The sequence below is a fragment of the Microbacterium sp. SORGH_AS_0421 genome (genome assembly GCF_030818635.1).
In the GTDB taxonomy this organism is placed as follows: Bacteria; Actinomycetota; Actinomycetes; order Actinomycetales; family Microbacteriaceae; genus Microbacterium.
Genome location: NZ_JAUTAO010000001.1, coordinates 975750 through 994613 on the forward strand (window position 1 = coordinate 975750; position 18864 = coordinate 994613).

General features: G+C 69.8%; 23 protein-coding genes and 2 pseudogenes. 15 read left to right on the top strand and 10 right to left on the bottom strand.

Features of this window, described 5'->3' with window-relative positions:
• Positions 1 to 286 precede the first annotated feature (286 nt).
• Positions 287 to 1324, top strand: coding sequence for a zinc-dependent alcohol dehydrogenase family protein (locus tag QE416_RS04570; RefSeq protein WP_267788680.1), 1038 nt, complete (start codon positions 287 to 289; stop codon positions 1322 to 1324).
• A 3-nt stretch (positions 1325 to 1327) separates the two neighbouring features.
• On the opposite strand, the gene QE416_RS04575 is transcribed toward QE416_RS04570, so the two are convergent.
• The 3 genes from QE416_RS04575 to QE416_RS04585 all read right to left on the bottom strand — a co-directional run bounded on the left by QE416_RS04575 (position 1328) and on the right by QE416_RS04585 (position 3058).
• A complete protein-coding gene (locus tag QE416_RS04575; protein WP_267788682.1) occupies positions 1328 to 1693 on the bottom strand; it encodes an amino acid transporter in 366 nt (121 codons plus the stop codon).
• The gene (locus QE416_RS04580) at positions 1690 to 2322 is read right to left on the bottom strand and encodes an acyl-CoA synthetase (RefSeq protein WP_307313868.1); all 633 of its coding nucleotides are present in this window, start codon (positions 2320 to 2322) and stop codon (positions 1690 to 1692) included. Before QE416_RS04580 ends, QE416_RS04575 begins: the two co-directional genes overlap by 4 nt.
• A gap of 103 nt (positions 2323 to 2425) precedes the next feature.
• Positions 2426 to 3058, bottom strand: coding sequence for an N-acetyltransferase (locus QE416_RS04585; RefSeq protein WP_307313872.1), 633 nt, complete (start codon positions 3056 to 3058; stop codon positions 2426 to 2428).
• A 74-nt stretch (positions 3059 to 3132) separates the two neighbouring features.
• Here QE416_RS04585 and QE416_RS04590 point away from each other — a divergent pair, with 74 nt between their 5' ends.
• Complete coding sequence (locus tag QE416_RS04590; protein ID WP_210076725.1) at positions 3133 to 3774, top strand: TetR/AcrR family transcriptional regulator; 642 nt, start codon at positions 3133 to 3135, stop codon at positions 3772 to 3774.
• Positions 3775 to 3944: 170 nt separating this feature from the next.
• On the top strand, positions 3945 to 4352 hold the full coding sequence (locus QE416_RS04595) for an NUDIX domain-containing protein (RefSeq protein ID WP_307313877.1): 408 nt from the start codon (positions 3945 to 3947) through the stop codon (positions 4350 to 4352).
• A gap of 158 nt (positions 4353 to 4510) precedes the next feature.
• Here the strand turns inward: QE416_RS04595 and QE416_RS04600 are convergent, their stop codons facing one another.
• The 3 genes from QE416_RS04600 to QE416_RS04610 form a co-directional block, all read right to left on the bottom strand.
• Positions 4511 to 5998 carry an SDR family oxidoreductase gene (locus tag QE416_RS04600; RefSeq protein ID WP_307313879.1) on the bottom strand — a complete coding sequence of 496 codons (1488 nt, stop codon included), beginning with the start codon at positions 5996 to 5998 and terminating at the stop codon, positions 4511 to 4513.
• Between the two features lie 177 nt (positions 5999 to 6175).
• Entirely contained in the window at positions 6176 to 6322 is a 147-nt protein-coding gene (locus QE416_RS04605) for a hypothetical protein (protein WP_210076720.1), read from the bottom strand.
• Between the two features lie 9 nt (positions 6323 to 6331).
• Entirely contained in the window at positions 6332 to 7531 is a 1200-nt protein-coding gene (locus QE416_RS04610) for an acyltransferase (protein ID WP_307313881.1), read from the bottom strand.
• A gap of 606 nt (positions 7532 to 8137) precedes the next feature.
• On the opposite strand from QE416_RS04610, the gene QE416_RS04615 reads away from it, so the two are divergent.
• The 4 genes and pseudogenes from QE416_RS04615 to QE416_RS16455 form a co-directional block, all read left to right on the top strand.
• Positions 8138 to 8629, top strand: coding sequence for a hypothetical protein (locus QE416_RS04615; RefSeq protein ID WP_307313884.1), 492 nt, complete (start codon positions 8138 to 8140; stop codon positions 8627 to 8629).
• A gap of 90 nt (positions 8630 to 8719) precedes the next feature.
• The gene (locus QE416_RS04620) at positions 8720 to 8950 is read left to right on the top strand and encodes a hypothetical protein (RefSeq protein ID WP_307313886.1); all 231 of its coding nucleotides are present in this window, start codon (positions 8720 to 8722) and stop codon (positions 8948 to 8950) included.
• 21 nt (positions 8951 to 8971) lie between these two features.
• A complete protein-coding gene (locus tag QE416_RS04625) occupies positions 8972 to 9301 on the top strand; it encodes a hypothetical protein (RefSeq protein WP_307313889.1) in 330 nt (109 codons plus the stop codon).
• 289 nt (positions 9302 to 9590) lie between these two features.
• A pseudogene (locus QE416_RS16455) lies at positions 9591 to 9815 on the top strand (RCC1 domain-containing protein); the annotation flags it as partial.
• A gap of 90 nt (positions 9816 to 9905) precedes the next feature.
• Here QE416_RS16455 and QE416_RS04630 read toward each other — a convergent pair.
• Positions 9906 to 10568: an ArsR family transcriptional regulator gene (locus tag QE416_RS04630; protein WP_307313891.1), complete on the bottom strand. Its 663-nt coding sequence runs from the start codon at positions 10566 to 10568 to the stop codon at positions 9906 to 9908.
• A 137-nt stretch (positions 10569 to 10705) separates the two neighbouring features.
• Here QE416_RS04630 and QE416_RS04635 point away from each other — a divergent pair, with 137 nt between their 5' ends.
• Positions 10706 to 10969 carry a DUF6458 family protein gene (locus QE416_RS04635; protein ID WP_307313894.1) on the top strand — a complete coding sequence of 88 codons (264 nt, stop codon included), beginning with the start codon at positions 10706 to 10708 and terminating at the stop codon, positions 10967 to 10969.
• Positions 10966 to 12000, top strand: a complete 1035-nt coding sequence (locus tag QE416_RS04640; RefSeq protein WP_307313897.1) for a serine/threonine-protein kinase — start codon at positions 10966 to 10968, stop codon at positions 11998 to 12000. The genes QE416_RS04635 and QE416_RS04640 overlap by 4 nt, the downstream gene beginning before the upstream one ends.
• Before the next feature lie 9 nt (positions 12001 to 12009).
• Here the strand turns inward: QE416_RS04640 and QE416_RS04645 are convergent, their stop codons facing one another.
• On the bottom strand, positions 12010 to 12669 hold the full coding sequence (locus QE416_RS04645) for a HEAT repeat domain-containing protein (RefSeq protein WP_307313899.1): 660 nt from the start codon (positions 12667 to 12669) through the stop codon (positions 12010 to 12012).
• Between the two features lie 94 nt (positions 12670 to 12763).
• Between QE416_RS04645 and QE416_RS04650 the strand changes: the two genes are divergently transcribed.
• Positions 12764 to 13549, top strand: a complete 786-nt coding sequence (locus QE416_RS04650; protein ID WP_307313903.1) for a hypothetical protein — start codon at positions 12764 to 12766, stop codon at positions 13547 to 13549.
• A gap of 32 nt (positions 13550 to 13581) precedes the next feature.
• Here QE416_RS04650 and QE416_RS04655 read toward each other — a convergent pair whose 3' ends face one another.
• Positions 13582 to 13719: a hypothetical protein gene (locus QE416_RS04655; protein ID WP_307313906.1), complete on the bottom strand. Its 138-nt coding sequence runs from the start codon at positions 13717 to 13719 to the stop codon at positions 13582 to 13584.
• A gap of 79 nt (positions 13720 to 13798) precedes the next feature.
• Between QE416_RS04655 and QE416_RS04660 the strand changes: the two genes are divergently transcribed.
• From QE416_RS04660 to QE416_RS04670, 3 genes are all read left to right on the top strand, one after another.
• A complete protein-coding gene (locus tag QE416_RS04660) occupies positions 13799 to 14101 on the top strand; it encodes a hypothetical protein (RefSeq protein ID WP_307313909.1) in 303 nt (100 codons plus the stop codon).
• A 57-nt stretch (positions 14102 to 14158) separates the two neighbouring features.
• Positions 14159 to 14512, top strand: coding sequence for an SdpI family protein (locus QE416_RS04665; RefSeq protein WP_307313912.1), 354 nt, complete (start codon positions 14159 to 14161; stop codon positions 14510 to 14512).
• A 237-nt stretch (positions 14513 to 14749) separates the two neighbouring features.
• Positions 14750 to 15682 (top strand): nuclear transport factor 2 family protein, encoded by a 933-nt coding sequence (locus tag QE416_RS04670; protein WP_307313914.1) that lies wholly within the window; start codon positions 14750 to 14752, stop codon positions 15680 to 15682.
• 150 nt (positions 15683 to 15832) lie between these two features.
• Here the strand turns inward: QE416_RS04670 and QE416_RS04675 are convergent.
• A pseudogene (locus QE416_RS04675) lies at positions 15833 to 16906 on the bottom strand (ROK family protein); the annotation flags it as partial.
• Between the two features lie 150 nt (positions 16907 to 17056).
• Between QE416_RS04675 and QE416_RS04680 the strand changes: the two are divergent.
• Both QE416_RS04680 and QE416_RS04685 read left to right on the top strand, forming a co-directional pair.
• A complete protein-coding gene (locus tag QE416_RS04680) occupies positions 17057 to 17827 on the top strand; it encodes an amino acid ABC transporter ATP-binding protein (protein ID WP_307313917.1) in 771 nt (256 codons plus the stop codon).
• Between the two features lie 61 nt (positions 17828 to 17888).
• A complete protein-coding gene (locus tag QE416_RS04685) occupies positions 17889 to 18842 on the top strand; it encodes a glutamate ABC transporter substrate-binding protein (protein WP_267788709.1) in 954 nt (317 codons plus the stop codon).
• Positions 18843 to 18864 lie beyond the last annotated feature (22 nt).

The following is an 18864-nucleotide window of genomic DNA, read 5'->3' on the forward strand; positions in this document are numbered from 1 at the left end:
GTCCAAAACACCCGGACGAAATTTCGGAACGTCCGGGTGTTTTGGACACTCAACGGGCAGACGACGCGTCACCGACCGCCCAGCGAAGGCAGCGCGCGCCGCGCAGGCCGCGCGCCGCCTACCCACTTGAGTGTCCAAAACACCCGGACAAAATTTCGGAACGTCCGGGTGTTTTGGACACTCAAGGGGCGAACGCGGCGTCACCGCCCGCCGCGCGACGACTCACCCGAGGTGAGCGACCGCACGGAGCGCGGGAGCGCCGGGCACACGCGGGAGAATGGATGCCATGCGCGCGATGATCATGGATGCCCTGGCCGAAGCCCTCGAGGTGCGCGAGGTCGAGGAACCGAGCGCGCCGGCGGGCGGGGTCGTGGTCGAGGTGCACGCGACCGGCCTGTGCAAGAGCGACTGGCATGCGTGGGTCGGGCACGACGATGTCGCTCTCCCGCACGTGCCGGGACACGAGCTCGCGGGGGTGATCGTCGAGGTCGGCGAGGGCGTGCACCGCTGGAGCGTCGGAGACCGCGTCACGGTGCCGTTCGTCATGGGGTGCGGCGTGTGCGAGTGGTGCCGCGGCGGCGACGCGCAGGTGTGCCCCGACCAGCAGCAGCCCGGTTTCACGCAGTGGGGCAGCTTCGCCGAGCGCGTCGTGCTGCGCGCGGCCGACACCAACGTCGTGCGCATTCCCGACGACGTCTCGTTCGAGGCCGCCGCGGCCCTGGGCTGCCGCTTCGCCACCGCCTATCGCGCGCTGACCGGTCGGGCCAGGGCCCAGGCCGGCGAGTGGATCACCGTCGTGGGAGCGGGCGGGGTCGGGCTGAGCGCCGTGATGATCGGTGCCGCCCTCGGCGCGCGCGTCATCGCCGTCGACCGCACCCCCGCGGCCCTCGATGCCGCCGAGAGACTCGGTGCCGAGCACACGCTACTCGCCGACGGTTCCGACATCGCCGCAGCCGTGCACGAGCTCACCGGCGGCGGCAGTCACGTCTCGGTCGACGCCGTCGGCAGCGCGCAGACGGCCCGCGATGCCGTGCTGAGCCTTCGCCGTCGCGGCCGGCACGTGCAGATCGGCCTGCTGCCCACCGCCGATGGCGAGACCCCGATGCCCATGGCGCGCGTGATCGCGTGGGAGCTCGACCTGCTCGGCAGCCACGGCATGGCCGCGGTCGCCTACCCCGAGATGCTGTCGCTCATCGAGAGCGGCGCCCTGCGCCCGCAGGAACTCATCGAGCGGGTCGTCGGACTCGACGACGCCGCCGGTCTGCTCCCCACGATGGACTCGGCCTCCCCCGCGGGCATGACGATGATCGACCCGCGTCGGTAGGCGTTACGCCCGGGGTTCGACGGGGCCGTCGTCGGCGCGCGGAGCCTCGGGCGTGGTCGGGGCACTGGAGGAGTCGGCATCCGGTGCATCCTTCGGCAGGAGCAGCGGGCGATCGATGGTCGAGGTGACCTTGGTGGGGTCGACCACCAGCAGCAACAGCGCGAGCGAAACCAGAGTGACGATGAACGTCGCGCCGGCCGCGACCAGCGCCACGATCAGTGCGCGCTGGATCTCGTCGGCGGGACGCGTCTGGAAGAAACCCATCGACATGAGCGTGACGAAGCCGGCGAACAGCGCGGCGATGAAAGCCAGACCGAGAAGCTGGACGGGCTTCATCAGATCGCGGCGGGTGGTGGGCTTGTCGGTCATGACGCGGCCTCCTCGGAGGGTACGGCCGGAACGGGCTCGGGGCGACGCGGAGAGAACCCCGCGATCGCGAGGAACACGGCGACGACCGCCGCGTACCCGCCGAAGAGTCCCACGGCGATGGTGATACCGGTCAGCGTGAACGAACCCGCCCCGGCGATGCTGTAGTCGAGCGCGTACTGCTGGATCGGGAGCATCAGCACGACTCCGAGCACGAGACTCAGGATGCCGATGAGCACGCCGTCGCGCGCGCCCGCGGCCCCGACCGTCTTTCGTTGGCGCAGGGCGCCGACCAGCTCGACGGCGCCCGAGAGCAGCGCCCAGGCGATGACGACCCCGAAGAACACGCCCGTCGTGCGCCAGCTGCCGACGCTGCCGACCATGCCCGCGACGAGCGAGACGACCGCGAGCAGGGCGGGCGTCAGGCGCTCACCCCGCGGGTGGACGAGCCACACCGACAGCGCGAAGACGAGTCCGGTCGCGATCGCGAATCCGCTGAACACGCCCAGCCCGAGAGGGGCGGAATGGTCGGACGAGAAGGTGACCATCACCGCGGCGAGAGCGGCGAAAAGGGCGCGCGCGAGTTGCACGTGGCGAACGTCGAAGGCTCGCTCGGAAGAAGGAGTGGTCACGGAGGGTCCCGGAGAGACGGTGTCGATGGCATCCAGTCTATTCCTCGGCGCCTGAGCGGACTTCGTGGACGCTCGACGTCGAGACGCTTACCCGGGCCCCTCGTCAGACCGCTCGAGCGGGCACCGCCTGCCGGGCGGGAGCGGACGGGCGCAGCATCGCCATCGGAGAGGCCCCGCGGATGCCGCGGATCGGGGCGATCTCTTCGAAGCCGAGGCGGCTGTAAAGCCGACGATTGTCGGGGGTCGACGACTCGAGGTAGGCGGCCTCTCGCGTGACGTCGAGAGTCTCGAGCCGGGAGCGCAGGAGCGCGCCGCCGACGCCGAGTCCTCGAGCCTTCGGCGAGACGCCGATCTGCGCCAGGTACCAGTGCGGTGAGCGAGGACGGTGGCGGGCCAACCGCGACGACAGGGCGGCGGCCCGGACGACACCGGCGAGGCCGAGCGCCGACAGGTACCCGGGGATCTGACGCCAGGGCAGGGACGGCGCGCCGGGGCCCTCCCACGCGGCGACCCCGAGGATCTCGTCGCCGCCGGCGCGGCGGGCGAGGTCGACGCTGCCGGTTTCGAAGGGGGCACCGCGGAGCATGGCCGTGAACAGGGTGGTGAGCCGCTCGAGGCGGCGCCCTCCGGGCACGATCGCGGCCATCACGGGGTCGTCGCGGAATGCGTGCGCGAGCACGGCCGCGGCGGCGGGGAGGTCGGCTTCGCGAGCGGGGGTGACGTGCAGTTCGGTCATCTCGACCTCCAATTGGTCCGGGTGGATATATTCAGTATGCGAGACTCGACCGCCCCGATCGCTTGGAGAACGCCGTGAACACCGAGGCCCCCACTCGTGATTACCTTCCCCTCGAGGAGCGTCGAGAGCGCCTGCTCGACACCGCGCTCTCGGTCGTCGCCGATGCGGGGGCATCCGCGCTGAGCCTGCGACGGGTGGCCGAGCGCGCGGGCGTCGCCCACCGTGTGGTCACCTACGCCTTCGGGTCGAAGCAGGCCCTCGTCGAGGCCGTGCTCCACCGCGCGTCGCAGCGCGCGCTCGACGCGGTCTGGGCCGACGACCTGCCGCTGGACGGGTTCGCCGAGGCCGTGCGCCTTTCCCTGCACGGCCTCGCCCGCGATCTCCGCCGCCACGAGAGCGAGTACCGCGTGGTGAGCGAGCTCACGGCATCCGCCCGCGCCCATCCCGAACTGCGCGCCGCGGCGCAGAGCGAGATCGAGGCGAGCGTGCGGGCCATCGCCCAGAGCATCGAGCGGTGGTCGGACGCGACCGGGCGCACCTTGAACACCCCCACGCCGATCGTCGCCGCCGCCCTCCGCGCGAGCGTCGACGGGCTGGTCGAGTGGTGGTTGAGCAGTCACGACGAGCAGGCCCTCGACGACGTCGTCGACGTGCTGGCATCCGCCTTCGTCGGTCGGGAGGCCGCTCAGGACCGACCGGACACCGCCGAGCGATGAGGGCGAGACATCCCACTCCCACTCGAGTGTCCAAAACACCCGGACGATTCCGCAAAACGTCCGGGTTTCTTGGACACTCAACGCCTATGCCCACGCCCACGCCGACTCAACGCCTATGCCCACGCCCCCTCCGCGCCGGGAGGGCGGCTCCCGGGTGCTAGCGTGCCGAGGTGATCCCGGATGCCACTTCCCCGCGCCGTATCCACGTTTCGGCCGCGGTCATCACCGACGCCGAGGGGCGCCTGCTGCTCGTTCGCAAGGCCGGCACGACGGCGTTCATGCAGCCCGGCGGCAAGCCCGAGGTCGGCGAGACGCCCGCCGAGACGCTCGCGCGCGAACTGGCTGAGGAGGTCGGCCTGCGCGTCGACCCCGCGTTGCTCGAACCCCTCGGCTCCTACGCCGCGAGCGCGGCGAACGAACCGGGCTTCGAGGTCGTGGCCGAGGTCTTCCGCGTCGACATCGGCGAGCAGGAGCCGACACCGGATGCCGAGATCGCCGAGCTCCGCTGGGTCACCGCGGCCACGGCATCCGGTCTCGAGATCGCCCCTCTCGCCCGCGAGTACTTCCTGCCCGCCTGAGGCCCTCGCGACCCGGACGCGCGTTGAGTGTCCAAAACACCCGGACGGATTCGAAAGTCGTCCGGGTGTTTTGGACACTCAACCGGGCCGGACCGAGCCGGACCGGGCGCGGCACCGGAGCGGGCGCCGGGCACGCCCCGCGCCCACCCCGCGGCGCCTTACCAGCTGCCCTTGCTGTAGTCCTTCAGGAAGATCCCGAACAGGTCTTCGCCGGCCTCACCGCGCACGATCGGGTCGTACACGCGCGCCGCGCCGTCGACGAGGTCGAGCGGGGCGTGGAAACCCTCCTCGGCGAGGCGCACCTTGGTGAAGTGCGGGCGCTCGTCGGTGATCCAGCCGGTGTCGACCGCGGTCATCAGGATGCCGTCCGACTCGAACATCTCGCGCGCGCTCGTGCGCGTCAGCATATTCAGTGCGGCCTTGGCCATGTTCGTGTGCGGGTGGCCGGGGCCCTTGTACCCGCGACCGAAGACGCCCTCCATCGCTGAGACGTTGACGATGTACTTGCGGCGCGCGGTCGACGCCGCCATCGCGGGGCGCAGTCTGCTGACGAGCAGGAACGGCGCGGTCATGTTGGCCAGCTGCACCTCGAGCATCTCGAGGGGCTCGACCTGGTCGACGTGCTGCGTCCAGCTGTTGATGCGGTCCTCGTCGGGCACGAGCCCACCCGCGTCGATGGCCGTACCGGCGGCCAGACGCTCGAGCGACGACGACCCCGCGGCCATCGCCTCGGCGGTCAGCTCGTCGGCGGTGCGCGCGGCCGACGCGAGGATCGGGTGCGCCGACACGGATTGCGCGAGGGCGAGCGGGTGGGCGTCGTTCGTGTGGCCGAAGGTGACCAACTCGGGCAGGGGCCCGTCCGGCAGCGGTGCGAGCTCGGCATCCACCAGGGGTTTGTAGGCCCCCGGAGAGCGCCGAACCGTCTGCGCGGCGTTGTTGATCAGGATGTCGAGAGGACCCTCGGATGCCACGGACTCCGCCAACCCGATCACCTGGGCGGGGTCGCGCAGGTCGATGCCGACGACCTTGAGCCGGTGGATCCATTCGGCGCTGTCGGGCAGCGACGAGAAGCGGCGCACCGCGTCGCGCGGGAAGCGCGTGGTGATGGTCGTGTGCGCGCCGTCGCGCAGCAGCCGCAGCGCGATGTACATGCCGATCTTCGCGCGGCCGCCGGTGAGCAGGGCCCGCTTGCCGGTGAGGTCGGTGCGGGCGTCGCGCTTGGCGTGGCTCATGGCCGCGCAGTCGGGGCAGAGCTGGTGGTAGAACGCGTCGACGAGGGTGTAATCCTGCTTGCAGATGTAGCAGGCGCGGGCCTTGATGAGTTCTCCGGCGAAGGGCATGGACGTGCGAGCGGCCAGCGGGATGCCGCGCGTCTCGTCGTCGATGCGGTCGGCGGCGCCCGTGGCGGTCGCGGCCACGACCGCGCGGTCAGCCTCGGCGATGCGCTGACGCTTCTCTTTGCGCGACTGGCGCTTGACGTCCTTGTAGAGCTTGCCGGTCTGGCGGCGCAGGGCGATGTACGCGGGATCCTCGGGGTCGAGCGAGGACGCGGCGTCGATGACGCGCAGCGCGATCTCGAGCTCGGTCGGATCGATGGATACCGCCCGCGCGGCATCGCGGTCGGGGTTCAGCTGTGTTTCGGGCACAGGGAAGTGTACCGAGGCGAATCTGGACGATCGGTGGGCCGGGCGTGTCGCGGCCCGGACCGCCGCTTCACGAAAACAGGGGATGCCACCAGAACAGGACGATTCGCCGTGAAACGGCCTGTTCTCAGCGAATCCCCTGTTCTCGACGCAGGCCCCCCAGAGCGGTCGGGCGCCTCGTCAGCGCTGCCCGGACTCGACCCAGCGGGTGTGCGCCTTCAGCGCGTGCAGCACCGCGAGACGCACGGCGACGTACAGCACCGCGCCGATCGCGACCAGGGCCACACCCCAGGTGAGCAGGAGGATCAACATGTGCGCCCCGAACATCCTGCGAGCCTAGCGGGAGGCGGGGGAAGCGGCAGTCGACGCGCGCGCCTCTCCCCCGACCGAAGCGCCCGTGCCCTCCGACACATGGCGCGACCGGTCGTACCGCAGCAGCCACTTCTGCGCCGGGATCTCGACCGCCCGGTGCAGCACCCACGCGATCGCCAGCGCGATCGCGAAAGCGGCGAGCGCAAGCAGCACCGCGTGCCGCCAGGGCAGCTGGGGGTGACCGTCGGGCCACGACGACGACACCGACGCGATCACGAGCAGGTGCACGAGGTAGAACGCGAACGACACCCGACCGAGTTCCTGCCACAGCGGACGCGCGAGGAACGTCGACCGCCCGTGGGCGTCGGCGGCGGCGAGAGAGGCCACCAGCAGAGCGAACGACCCGACGGTCGCGGCGAGACCGGGGTGGATGTCGGTGCCCGGGATCGGAGGCGCCTCCGACAGGGCGTAGCCCACGACGGCGAGCGGGACCGTGTAGCGCAGCTTCAGCGGCATCCATGCCCCGCTCTTCAGCACCAGCGCGAGGGTGACGCCCAGCACGAACTCGGGCAGGCGCAGGAGGGGAGTGGATGCCGCCGCCATCGGCACCGGAGACACCGCGGCGATCTGCGGGGCCAGGGCGACGAGCACGAGGGATGCCACGACCACGACGCCCCGCGCGCGGCTCGACAGGCGCACGAGGGGGCGGATGAGGAACGGGAAGCTCAGGTAGAAGAAGGCCTCGCACACGAGCGACCAGCTCGCGGGGTTGCCGGCCTGCCACCAGTCAGGCACCCAGCCGTTGACGAGGAAGACGTTCGCGACGAGCGGCGCCGCGCCGTCGGTGCGGATCTCGGGCACGAGGGTCGACGCGGCGATCATCGCGAGGACGACGCCGACCACGTGCAGGGGGTATATGCGCGCGAAGCGGTGCCAGTAGAACGATCCGGCGCTCTGCCGCGGCTTGTAGCCCCACGCGAGCACGAAGCCCGAGAGGATGAAGAAGAGGGTGACGCCGGTCTTCCCGGCCTCGAAGAGGAACGCCCAGACCGTTCCCGCCGTCCCACCGAAGTACTCCACCGCCATGAGGTGGTGGCCGAAGATCAGCATGGCCGTGCCCCAGCGGAGCCCCGTGAGCGACGGCAGGTGGCGAGCGGGGTTCGCGGGACGGGATGCCGTGGGGGTGACGAGGGGTGCGGGTGCCGTCATCGTGCTGATGGTCATCGCCTCCGTGTCGTCGCTCGCGCCGGCGGTCAGCGACCCGTGCGGGCGCACGAGTCCACACCGACCCGTAGAAGGTACTCGTCGAGTGTCAAGAAACGCCTGAAAGGGGCCGAGGCTTGACGGCAGCGGCATCCCTCGCACGCGGCCGAATCCCGTCCGGAACCGATCCCCGCCTATGAGGATCCACCACGCTGCGCGTCGATCACTCGAGGCCCGAGGTAACGAGCTCGTCACAGTGGACGTGGCAAGTCAACGGAAAGGGCCCGATCCGTGGGGTTTTGCGCGCACCACCGCGGCCCGGATACCGGCCACGCACAGAAGCGTCTTGTCGCAGGCTACTTACGTGGGCTATGGTGCATCCAAGTCCGTTTTGATCCGTTTACTACGGTAAGGCACCGTTCGTTCCCGATGTGAGCGGGGAACGAGCTCCAGGGACGGGGTGTCTCCCCGCCCCCTCATCCAGCGGCACAGCAGACCTTGTCATGAACACCGCCCCCTATCGGGGCCCTCCCCACCCAGCTCCGAAGGAAACGTATGCCTCCTCGTCCCAGCGCCTTCACTCGGCGCAGAATCCTTCTCGCGTCACTTGTTCTGCTGAGCGTAGGCATGGGGAGCACAGCCGCCACGGGCGCATGGTTCACGGCCAACAAGACGGTGAGCGACAACACGTTGAGTTCCGCGACCGTGAAGCTCGGAGAAATGACTTCGGGCTCCGCAGCGGTATCCGTCACCAACCTCATCCCCATTGCCGATAGCGACATCAGCAGCAAGGCGAAGACTTTCCTTGTTTTCGTCGACAACTCGGGAACCGTCGACATCGACTGGAACGCGTCCTACAGCCTCACTTCGTCGAACGCCCTGGCCAGCCAGGCCCGAATTCAGTACCAGATCGGAAATGGCGCCTGGTCGGATGCGGTGAGCGTCAGCGCGCTGAGCGGAACGAAGATACCGTCGCCGTCCCCGATCGCGGCCGGCAGGTATCAAGTGGTCGGATTCCGCGTCTGGCTTCCATCCAACGCATCCAACAGCATCCAAGGCACGCAGCTCACCTTTACATTGAATGTGAATGGAATCCAGGCCGGCGCTCCGTCCTCGTAATGAAGCCCCGCGCTGCCTACGCGCATTTCTCATCCCGCAGGTGTTTCCGCAGGTTTATCCACCACTCATCGCGGTAAATAGGAAGTCTTGATGTCCATTCCCAAGCGCTCCTTCTCCAAGAAGAAGCTCTTCGCCGCGTCGCTCGCCCTGCTCACCATCGGCCTCGGCAGCACGGTCGCCACCGGCGCATACTTCACCGCTGAAAAAACCGTCACCGACAACACCCTCGCCGCCGGCACGGTTGCCATCGGCAACTTCGCTGACGACTCGAACTCTGTCGCCGCACTGGCGTTCACCAACGTCCTCCCGATTGCGTACTAGGACCTCGGCACCAAGGCCCAGATGTTCAACATCAACGTCCGCAACACCGGAACGGCAGCGGTCGACTGGAAGGCCACGATCAACGCCTCCGAGGTGACGAACTTCTCCAAGTCTGTCTACGTGCAGTACAGCCTCGACGGCGGCGCGACCTGGTCCACCCAGGGCAGCATCGGTGGATCGATGAGCGGGAAGGCCATCCCGAGCACCTCCTCACTCGCCGCCGGCGACACCACCGTGATCAAGCTCCGCGCCTTTCTTCCCGAAAACACGGACAACACCGCGCAAGGCAAGACCGTGTCGTTCAGCCTCGTCGTCAACGCCATCCAGGCCGGCGCGCCCTTCCCCTCCTGATCCCACGCGCGGGCGCCAGCACCGGCTGGCGTCCGCGCGTTCGACCCGGCAGGAGCGCGCCTTCGCCGTCGCACTGCGCAAGGACCCACTTCTGCTCCCCCCGGAACCGCACCCGGGCGGCCCGCTGAGGGGAGACGACACCTCTCCGAAGGTAGATGACGCGCTTCTCGCCCACCCTCGCGCTTTTCCCGTTCCGACTCATGTGACGTGGAAGATCTTGACAGCCACAGCTCGAAAGCCAACCTGGTGTCGTGGTCGTCCGCGTTGTCGCAGACGTGGGCCAAGGCGAATGACGTCTCACACCGGCGGCGCTGAAGACGCTACGTTCCCGGTCTCCGTTCCCCTTCGAGCGAAAGCCGAACAAGTCGAGGCAACTTCCGGGTCTTCCTCACTGGCCCTCCTCGGGGTGCACCCCACCGCCGTGGCGGATATCACCGTCAGCGCTGTCTCAGCTGGAGAGAACAGCGCCGTAGCCCTGACTACCGGCGGTGACCTTGTGGCGTGGGGTGATGGCTCGAAACGCCAGACCATCACCCCGCACCTCAACCGCCGTCGGGACACCAACCCGTGCGGGCGGTTCCGTGACCGATGTAACGCCTCAGGTTCACGCCGCGACGGGCTGCGCGGCCACTCGCCCGATACGCGCGCGCAGCTCGGAGACCGTCATGTCGAACGCCTCGACGCTGCCACTCTTCGCGGGGTCGCGAATCGACCAATGCACGTCGTCGCGGCCTTTCATCTGCTCGTGCGCCTGGTCGCAGACGCTGATGAGGAAGTCGCCGGGGCGGGCCACCTGTTCGAGCGCGCGGGGAACGGCATCCGGATCCAGAGAGATGCCGTGGCGGGTCGCCGCATCAAGAGTGCCCGGGTTCACGCGGTCGGCCGGGTGCATTCCTGCCGAGGCGGAGGGGATGCCGCTGTGCTCCGCCCAGATCGCCTGCGCCAGCTGCGACCGCGCAGAATTGGCCGTGCAGACGAAGACGACCCGACCTTCGACGGCGGCGTCCGCGGCCGCAAGAGCTGAGAACGCCTCGGGAATCAACTGCAAATACGTGCGGCGGCCGTCGGACTCCGAACGAACGCGGCGAACGATTCCGCGCTCATGCAGCACATTGGTGCGGAAAGCCACGAGATTCGACTTCATACCCAGCGCCATCGCAATCTCGCTCGACGACATGTCACCGAAGGCGAGAAGGTCGACAATCTGAAGTCGACCGCGGCCCCCGAGCGCCGCGAAAGCGTCGATCCGTCGCTGAAGGTCGTCCATTATGCACCCCGAGAATGCGCCGCGCCATCGGTCGCGGGGAAAACCGCTCGCTCAGTAGCGTGTGAGCGATCGGCACCGGTGAAGGTCCGCCTCATCGGCCGCCGCCCCTAGACGAGCACAGCAACGAGGGAGTTCCCATGGGCATCGGCAGCGGCATCGCCCTCTTCGTGATCGGCGCCATCCTGGCCTTCGCGGTCAACCTCGACCTCGGCGGCGTGGCGAATCTCCAGACGATCGGGTACATCCTCATGGCGGCGGGCGTGGTGGTCTTCCTGATCAGCCTGGTCCTGGTGTTCCGCCGTCGCTCCACCGAGTCGGTGAGCCGCTCGACGATCAATCCCGCCAGCGGCCAGCGCGTCACCACCCGTCGCACCAGCGACAACGGCGACCCTCTCGTGTGACGACACTGTCTGAGTTCCCCCCTCACCGCAATCGTCCCCCGGGCGGGCACGCCATGGGCAGCGAGACGCCCACGTTGCCGTCGCTCGACGGCGCGTTCGGTGGGCGATACCGCCTGATCGAACGCCTCGGCGCCGACCGCGAGGAAACGGTATACCGGGCTCGCGACGACGTGCTCGCGCGCGACGTCGCGGTGAAGGTCTTCCCGCTCGACCCGGACGAGCCCGCCCACCCCCGGCATCGGCTCGCGGCCGCGCGCATTCTCACGGCCCTCGATCACCCGTCGCTGGTGACGCTCTACGACGCGCACCTCACCGGCGAGGGACACGGGCTCCTCGTCATGGAGTTCATTCCCGGGCCCACGCTGCGTCAGCACCTCGACGACCACGGCTCGCTCGCCCCCGATCTCGCGGCGGGCCTTCTGCACGACATCGCCGACGGACTCGCTGTCATCCACGACGTCGGCATCGTCCACCAGCACCTCGAGTCGTCGAACGTGCTGCTACGCCCCGAGCGCGCCGCCTCGCGCCCCTTCACCGCCGTTCTCGCCGACTTCGGCGTCACCCAGGTGCTCGGCGCCCGACCCGCCACCGCTCCGGCGCGTCCGGATGCCGAGTACCTCCCGCCCGAGCGACTGCGCGGCGACCCCGCGACCCCGGCATCCGACATCTACGCCCTGGGTCTGCTCGCGGAGGAGATGCTCACGGCCGACGGCCCGCTCAGTGGCGGGGCGATGCAGGAGCTCGTGCTGGGGCCCCTCGACTACGACCCCGAAGTCCCGAAGCGCTTCGGCTACGGCTGGGAGGTGCTGCTCACCGCCATGACCGCCCCCGACCCCGAGGGGCGTCCGACCGCGAGCGAGGTGGCCGACCTCGCGGCCGAGCTGTGCAGCGGTCCCGCGCCCGTGGAAAGCGCCGCCACCCCCGCGGACCTCGAACCCATGACCGCTCTGGCCGCCGTCCATCAGACCCGGGAGACGTCCGCGCGACGACGCCGACCGCCGCTGTGGGCGTGGGTCACGCACTACCACTGAGCTCGAGGCTCACTCCTCGACCGCAAGCGCGCGCTGAGCCACGAGACGGCGGGCCTCGACAGCGGCGGCGGCGAAGTCGGCATCCGGGTCGTCCATGATGATCGCCGTGGCGCGCGCGTGCGCGCTGACGACGTCGTACGGCGAGGCCGCCGCGCGTTCGACGGTGGGCTCGGCGCGCCAGCCGATCGCGGCGAACGCCCGGCTGAGGCTGCGCTGCGTGTCGTGATCGCCCCGGCCGAACTGCGTCGACAGCTCGTCGGCGAGGCTTTCGCGCTGGTCGTCGGGAACGAGACCGGATGCCGTCCGCCAGGCCGCCCGGGCCACCTCGGGGTGTCTGTCGCGCAGCACCGCCCGCGTGATCGCCGTGTAGGCGATCGGGTCGCCGATCTTCGACAGCGTGTGCAGGGCCTGGCTCCGCGCCTGAGGGATCTCGGACCCCACCTCGGGAAGCAGCGCCGGAACCGTGCGCGCGGGGTCGTGACGCGTGAGCGCCCAGGTCAGCATGTCGCGTACGAAGAAGTCGGTCTCGACCGCGCACCGCGCCACGAGCACGTCGATGTAGCGATCGTCGGGGCGTGTCCCCGCGGCGAGTGCCGCCTGCAGCCGGGCCGAGGCGTCGGAGTGCTCGAGGGCCGCGCGCAGCCGGTCGGCGGGTGTGGGGTCGGTCATGGCGATCCCTCCTTCGGATCCAGCGTTTCACGGCCCGGGGCGGTGTGGGCCGTGCGGTGGCCCGCCCGACCGCTGTCTTCCTAAAGTGGATGCCATGGGACGAACGTCGACGAAGGCCTCCGGGCTCGCTCTCGCCTCGGTCGGCCTTCTGCTGCTCGCTGCGTGCGCGCCGATCGGCGACCCCGGAGCTGCCTCCGCCACGCCCACCGCGATCGCGTCGCAGACGCCCGGCGGTGTTCCCGCGGTCTCGTCACCGCGTGAGTGCGACGACGTCGATCTCATCGCGGACGCGACGGTCACCGGTGACGCGCTGTCGGGGTGCGTGGTCGCATACTCCCGCGCCGCGGGCAGCGGCCACCTGCATCTGCAGTCGGCCGATCTGACGGGCGAGGCCGATTTCGTCTTCGGTGACGCACCCGCGACCGCGGGATCGGTCACCGGCTCCGAAGGCACGCAGGACTTCGTGCTCACGCCCGCCGACGCGTGGGTGAGCTTCGACGGCACCTGGGTGCGCGCCGACCCGACGAGCGGCGATTACCGCGCGGTCATCGCCGCCACGATCGGTCAGACGTACCGCGCGTTCGCCGATCCCTCGGCCGCCGCGGCGCTGCTCGCGGCCGCTCCCGGTTGGACGGTGCAATCCGATCAAGACACCGTCTCGCTGCCCGACGGCACAGAGGTGCGCGCGTGGCGGGTACGTGCGGACGGCTCCTTCTCGGCATCCGGTGTAGTGGTGAAAGACATGACCGTGTGGCTCGGCGAGGGACACCGCGTCGTCGCCATTCAAGAGACGGGGTCGTTCGGCGGTATCGAGACCACCACGATGCAGCAGTTCACGGCGTGGGGCGAGCCTGTGAACATCGAGGTCCCGAAAGGCTGACCGCATCCGGCCTACGGTGCGGACCACCGTGCTCAGTCGACGCGCGCGAACCGCCAGGTCTTACCGTTCTCGCCGCACGCGGTCATGCGCGGGCTGCTCCAGTCGGGGTCGCGCAGGATGGAGCCGCCCCTGCCCGCGCGCAGGATGAGCGACGAGTCGTCGAACTGCACCCGGATCCCCCACTCGCCGACGACCTCCCACGTGGCGGGCCCGGGTGTAGACGCCCTTCCCCGAGGGCGCGAAGCACAGGTGCCGACGGCCGTTGCGGTTCTGCCGCGCCTCGTCACGGTCCTGACGCGTCACGTCTCCGCGCGGGGCGTCGACGACCTCCGCCCTGCCGTCGCGCTGCAGACGGATGCGCATCTCGCTCCCTGGCGCCGCTGCGTCCGGGGCCTCGCGCCACTCGACGGGAGCGACGGCATCGTGCACGGCGTGATCTTTGGCGCTGGTGAGACTCGCCCCCGCGACCACCGCGACGACGAGGACCACGATCGCCAGCAGAAGGCCCCGGCGATCCCGGAACGCACGCAGGAGCCGCGGGGCGCGAGCTGACGAGGACATGATGTGGAGCGTACGACGGCGAGTGTATGTCGGGCGTATCCTGCCACCATGAGCACAGGGGCGATCGTCCTCGCCGTCGTCGGTCTCGCGTTCATCCCGATCCTCGCCCTGTGCGGGCGCGGGGTCATCCCGAGGGGCTGGGGAGTCGGCATCCGGCTTCCCGCCATCCAGCAGAGCGACGCCGCGTGGAGGGCCGGGCACCGCGCCGCGCTGCTGCCCTATGCCGTGTTCGCCCTCGCGGCCGTCGGTGTCGCGGTTCTGCCGATGGCGGCCCCGGCTCTTGCGGACGCCGATCCGGCCCTGACGGCGGTGGTCATCATCGCGGGACTCGTCGTGGGCGGGATCCTGGGCAGTCGTGCGGCCAACCGGGTGGCGTCCGACCGCGAGCCGCGCAACGTCTGAGCGGCCGGCGGTGCTGATGAATCCGCCCAGCTTCGACCGCCGTCGCCACGAATCCAACCTCGGGGTCAGTACCTGACGATCAGGTGCGTAGGTGTGCGCGTGGCGAAATCTTGCGATCCTGCCGCTGCGCGCCGAGCCGCCGACCGCGTGCTCGCGTCTCCACCGGTCACCGTCGCCGAGAGGACCACGAGTCGACGCAACGGTGACACATCGATCCGCACTGCGTAGGAGAAGATCATGTCCCCCTTCACCCCCGGAATCACCCGCGCGACCGCCCTGGTCGCCGGGGCAGCCCTCGTCGGCGTTCTCGTCGTGGCCGCGCCCGCCAATGCTTCGCCGACCGGAGCCCCCGCGTCCACGGCGACGGCCGTCGACCGACAGGACGTCGGCGCCGAGGAGGTCAATGCGTGCCTCATCCGCACGCTCTTCGCCACGACGTTCACCGACCCCGACAGCCCGTTCGCTCGGGCGATCGCGGGTCAGCTCGTGGCTCCGGATGCCGTGACCCACGGCAGCGGATCAGCCTCGGGCCCCGAGGGGCTCCTCACCCAGTTCGCGGCCGACCGGGACCGCATTCCCGGCGCGCAGGCCGTGATCAAGCACCCCGCTTCCGATGGAGACCTGGTCGCGGTGCACTGGCAGATCGCCCCCGACCCGAGCGACGAGCGCCGCGGCGACGCGGCCGTCGACCTGTTCCGCCTCCGGGACGGCAAGATCGTCGAGCACTGGTCGCTCGACCAGGCGATTCCCACCGGCACCCCGGCCAGCGGCAACACGAACACGATGTTCAGCGACCTACGCCGCCCGTCGCGGCCCACCGCGCCCCCGACCGAGCAGCAGGAAGAGAAGAACCGCCTCTTCGCCGTCTCGGCGTATGACACGCTGTTCCGCGACAAGGACGTATCGATCCTCGATCGCGCGTTCGACCCCGCCTATCTGCAACACAACTCGGTCGCCCCGAACGGCACCGCCGCACTGAAGCAGTTCTTCTCGAGCGGGGTGCAGTTCCCGGCGCAGCAGTCGGTCATCTCGCTGTCGGACGGCGACATCGTCTGGACGTTCTCGCAAGCCGTCGGGGCGAAGCCCGACGACCCGCTGCTGGCTTCCGATCTGTTCCGAGTCGACGGCGGGTTGATCCGCGAGCACTGGGACGTGGTTTCGGCGGGCTGAGGCTGCGACGACGGAGACGCGGCCCTCGCGGGCTAGGAGCGGGCCGAGACCCGCAACGACGAGCGTGCAGCCTCGGTCCCGGAACACCGCGTCGAGGAACAGCCGCGCCGCGCCGAGGATGCCGCCCGTGCGCGCGTGACGCGGCACGGCGACCTCGAGTTTCTCCGTCGCCATCGGCAGGCAGTCGGCCCAGAGCTTGGATTTGATCGCGGCGATGAAGACGTCGGATGCGCTCAGCGAGCCGCCGACGACGAGGCGGTCGGGGGTGAAGAAGTTGACGATCGTGGCGAGGACTCCGCCGGTCATACTGCCGGCCTCGCGCAACAGGCCGGTGGCGAGAGCGTCTCCGTTACGGGCCAGATCGATCACGGTCTCGACATCCGAGACGTCGCGTCCGGCCTCCTGCGCCGCGCGGGTGAGAGCCGATCCGCTCGCCACGGCATCCAGGCAGCCGACGCGCCCGCACGAGCAGGGAACGGGCGCGGCCCCGGGCACGGTGACGTGGCTGATGTCACCGGCCGCCCCACTCCTGCCCGTGTAGAGCCGTCCTCCGGCGACGACCCCCGAACCGATGCCCGACCCGGCCTTGATGAACACCTGGTTGAGCGCCTCGGGGTCGCCACCGACGAGCTCGCCGACCGCCATGCAATTTGCATCGTTGCTGGCGAGGGCGGGCACTCCGAGGACCTCGGAGAGAAGGGCGGCGACGTCGACGTCGTGCCAGCCGGGCATACGCGACGGCGCGACGAGCCGGCCGGTCTCCGCCGACACCGGCCCGGGCAGCGCGATCGCGGCGCCCGTCACCGTGGGGGCGCCGTTCGCCTTCGCCAGCGCGCCGAGCTCTTCTGCGACGCGGCGCAGAACGGCATCCGGACCCTCCGCCAGATCCAGCACGAGGTGGTGATGGGCGAGGGGGGCGCCGGCGTAGTCGACGAGCCCGACCGTGCTGCGCTCGACTCCGAGATCGATGCTGGCGACCGTGCCGAGGTCGCCGCGGATGGCGAGACGGCGGGGTCGGCGACCGCCTCGCGAGTCGTCGGTGCCGTCTTCGACGATGACACCGGACGCGATCAGCGGATCCACGCGTGCCGTGACGGTCGAGGGGGACAGCCCCGTGTGTGCGGCGAGCTCAGCGCGCGATCGTGCGGCGCCCGTGCGCAACGGCGTCAGCACCGCGAGGGTCTGCGAGCTGAAGGACGGCAGGGCGACGGATTGAGGCTGCACCCCTGCAGCTTAGTCCAAACTTGGAGTATCTGTCTCGAATTATCTCTGTAACATGGCGTCGTTAGTTTGATTTCACCAACGACGCGGAAATCTCCTCCCGCGTCGGCTGTACCCGACATCGCGGCGAGTCCGCGGGAAGGATCTGCGCCCGTGTCGACGCCCGCATCACCCTCCGCCCCGGTGGCGGCGCCCCTCGTGGCGGTCCGCGAGGTGCAGAAGCACTTCGGTGACCACCACGTGCTCAAGGACATCGATCTCGACGTCGCCCGCGGCGAAGTCGTCGTGATCGTCGGCCCGTCGGGCTCGGGCAAGTCGACCCTCTGCCGGTGCTTGAACCGTCTCGAGACCATCACTTCGGGCACCATCACGATCGACGGCGTGCCCTTGCCGAGCGAAGGCCGCGGTCTCGCCGACCTTCGCGCCGAGGTGGGCATGGTCTTCCAGTCGTTCAACCTGTTCGCGCACCGCACGGTGCTCGACAACGTCGCCCTGGCCCCGCGCATCGTGTCGAAGGTGCCGCTGAAGAAGGCACGCGAAGAGGGTCTCGCCCTGCTCGACCGCGTGGGCATCGCCGACAAGGCCGACCGCTTTCCCGGCGAGCTCAGCGGCGGTCAGCAGCAGCGCGCCGCGATCGCCCGCGCGCTGGCGATGAAGCCCAAGCTCATGCTGTTCGACGAGCCGACCTCGGCCCTCGACCCCGAGATGGTCAGCGAGGTGCTCGACGTGATCACCTCGCTCGCCGAAGAAGGAATGACGATGGTCGTCGTCACGCACGAGATGGGTTTCGCCCGGCGTGCTGCCGACCGCGTCATCTTCATGGACGACGGCCGCATCGTCGAAGACACCACCCCCGAGCGCTTCTTCACCCGCGCCGAGAGCGACCGCGCGCGGGCGTTCCTGTCGAAGATCCTCGCCCACTGACATCCTCCCCGCCCCCGACGCGGCTCGCGCCGCACGCACCAGCAACCGAAAGGCAGTACCCGTGATCTCCTCTCGCTCGATCCTTCGCCGAGGCCTCGTCCTCTTGGCGTCCGCGGCCACGGTCGCGTCTCTCGCCGCGTGCTCGTCCGGCACTGCGGCCGTCCCCGGGTCCGACCCCAGCGCCTCGGCCAAGGCCAGCAGCCTCGAAGAGGTCTACGCCAACGCCCCCGTCGCCGACGCCGCGGCCCTCATCCCGGACTCGACGATGGCCAAGATCAAGGCGCGCGGCAAGCTCATCGTCGCGGAGGCCCTCGACGCTCCCCTGCTGTCGCAGCAGGACCCCACCAACCCCGAAGACGTCCAGGGCTTCGACGCTGACCTCGCGAAGATGCTGGCCATCTACATCCTGGGCGAGCCCAACGTCGAGATCGTCCCGCCGGCATCCGAGACGCGTGAGGCCCTCCTCGCCAACGGCACCGTCGACGTCGTCTTCAACACGTACACGATCACCGAGAAGCGCGCCGAGCAGGTCGACTTCGCGGGCCCCTACCTCGAGTCGGGTCTGGCCGTCGCCGTCCGCAGCGACAACACCGACATCAACGGCATCGACGACCTGGGCGGCAAGACCGTCATCGTCGGCGCGAACACCCCGGCCGTCACGGCCGTGCCCGAGAAGCAGCCCACCGCGACCATCGTGAGCTTCGCCACCGACCCGCAGGCCCTCCAGGCCCTGACCCAGGGCCGCGGCGACGCGTACGTGCAGGACTTCACCCTGCTCGCGAGCCACGCCATCGACGACAAGAGCATCAAGGTCGTCGGCCAGCCCTTCACCAGCGAGGCGTACGGCATCGGCCTGAAGAAGGACGACGCGCAGTTCAAGTCGTTCATCAACGACTGGCTGAAGAAGATCCAGGACGACGGCTCCTGGGCCAAGATCTGGGACGCCACCCTGGGCTCGGCAGTCGAGACGAGCGCTCCGACTCCCCCCGCGATCGGCAGCGTTCCCGGCTCCTGAGCCACCGACCGACCGGCGCCCG